A 2165-nucleotide genomic window follows, 5' to 3' on the forward strand; every position below is an offset into this window, starting at 1 on the left:
TTCCCGGTTCCACCGGGCCGCGCGGCAAGGAGATATATTGCCAGACCGGAGGGGCGCCGGGGGCGGGAATCTGGGCGTACACATTTCCTACACATCTAAGTACTCTCGGCTGGCTGGTTAAAAACAGGAGGGGACCTCGCATCCGAGATCCCCTCTTTCGCCCATCTATAGCAATAGACTCTTAAATACCTTATGCCAGCAGCTTGCGACCGGACTCCTCGATCGCGTCAAGTGCTGCATCTGCCTCGGCGGCATCCGCGCCCTTAGCGAAGATGTACAGCTTAATCTTGGGCTCGGTGCCGGAAGGACGAACAATACCCTTGTTGCCACCCTCAAGATCGAACTCAATAACATTAGCCTTCGGCAGGCCGTTCACGCAGGTGTTGTAATCAACGACGGCCTCAATCTTGGAACCGGCGAGCTCCGCGGGCGGGTTCTCGCGCAGACCGGCCATGATGCCGGCCATCTTTGCCGCACCCTCAGCACCCGGATAGCTCAGCGAAATCGTCTTGTTGTGATAGTAGCCATACTTCTCGTACAGCTCGTGCATCGCGTCGGCAAGGTTCTTTCCCTGGAGCTTGTAATACTGCGCCATCTGGCAAATCAAAAGCGAAGTGCTCACGGCGTCCTTGTCGCGCACGTGGTCGCCGGCCAGATAGCCGTAGCTCTCCTCAAAACCGAAGATAAAGCGATCGACCTCGCCAGCATCGGAAAGAGAAGTAATGATGTCGCCGATGTACTTGAAGCCCGTCAGGCAACGACGGAGCTCAAAACCGTACTCATCGGCCAGAGCGTCAACCATGGCGGAAGAAACGATAGTAGTGACAGCAACCTTCTTAGTGAGGTCCTCACCGCGAGCAGCGCGGGTCTTGCAGATATAGTCGAGCAGCAGAACGCCCATCTCATTGCCGGTCAGCAGCAGATAGTCATCGCTATTCTTAACGGCAACGCCAACGCGATCGGCGTCAGGATCGGTTGCAAGCAGCAGATCAGGGTGAACCTGCTCGCACAGGTCAATGCCCTTCTGCATGGCCTGGCGAATCTCGGGGTTAGGATACGGGCAGGTCGGGAAATCGCCGTTAGGCTCCTTCTGCTCGGGAACAACCGTGACATCGGTGATGCCAGCGCGCTCGAGCACCGTCGTGACGGGAATGAGGCCGGTGCCGTTGAGCGGAGTGTAGACGAGCTTAAGCGGAGCGCCAGCGATCTCCTCGGCAGAAAGGTTGGTCACGCCGCGGGCGAGAACGGCGTCATAATAACGCTCGAGGCACGAGTCATCGATCCATTTGACCAGACCCTGCTCAAGAGCCTCATCGAAGTCCATGGACTTCACGCCGGTAAACGTATCGGTCTCGGCGATAGCCTTAGAAATTGCATCGGCAGCCTCGCTGGTAATCTGGCAGCCGTCGGGGCCATAGGCCTTATAGCCGTTATAAGGCGCTGGATTATGACTAGCGGTCATGCAAATGCCACCGGAGCACTTAAGGTCACGGACGGCCCAGGAAAGCGTCGGCACGGGAGAAATCTTAGGATACACGAGAGCAGTCACGCCGTTTGCGGCAAGAATGGCAGCCGTCGTCTTAACGAACAGTTCACCCTTATTGCGGCTATCGCGAGCGATGGCAACCGTCGGATGCTCGAAGGTCGCATTGAGATAGTCAGCAAAACCCTGCGTCGCGCGACCAACCGTATAGATATTCATACGGTTAGTGCCTGCACCGATAGTGCCACGTAGACCGGCGGTACCGAAGGCGAGATCTTGGAAGAAAGCGTCGGTGATGGCGTCTTCGTCACCCTGCTCCTTCATCGTGTTGAGCTCAGCGAGGAGCTCCTCGTCCTTGACATTGGCAATCCAAGTATCAAGCAGCTCATGAACATCTGCCATGTGAGTCCTTCCGTCACAATCAATAAAACAACCCGTGTAAAACAGGACAAGCGCATCAGCGCGCTAAAGCAAATATTAGTCCATTGAGAACAGAGAACCGGCCACAGAACGGTGAACGTTTATATTCACCGGTGGATGATTGGATTGATTTAATTGCTTAGTGAATGCCGCCTATAACGCAAAAAGGAGGAGGCCGCGAGGCCTCCCCCTTCCAAGTTCAAGCGTACGGCTCGGTGCCGTCCACCGGTCAGCGGCGCCCTGGCCTCCCACGGGCTGACCC

Annotated in this window: 1 protein-coding gene; it reads right to left on the minus strand. The window is 56.4% G+C overall.

Features of this window, described 5'->3' with window-relative positions; all coding sequences use genetic code 11:
• Positions 1–190: 190 nt before the first annotated feature.
• Positions 191–1885 (minus strand): phospho-sugar mutase, encoded by a 1695-nt coding sequence (locus FGQ61_RS09515; RefSeq protein WP_055310777.1) that lies wholly within the window; start codon positions 1883–1885, stop codon positions 191–193.
• Between the last annotated feature and the right edge of the window lie 280 nt (positions 1886–2165).

Origin of the sequence: Collinsella aerofaciens, from assembly GCF_005844325.1 — a bacterium.
GTDB classification, from domain to species: Bacteria; Actinomycetota; Coriobacteriia; order Coriobacteriales; family Coriobacteriaceae; genus Collinsella; species Collinsella aerofaciens_G.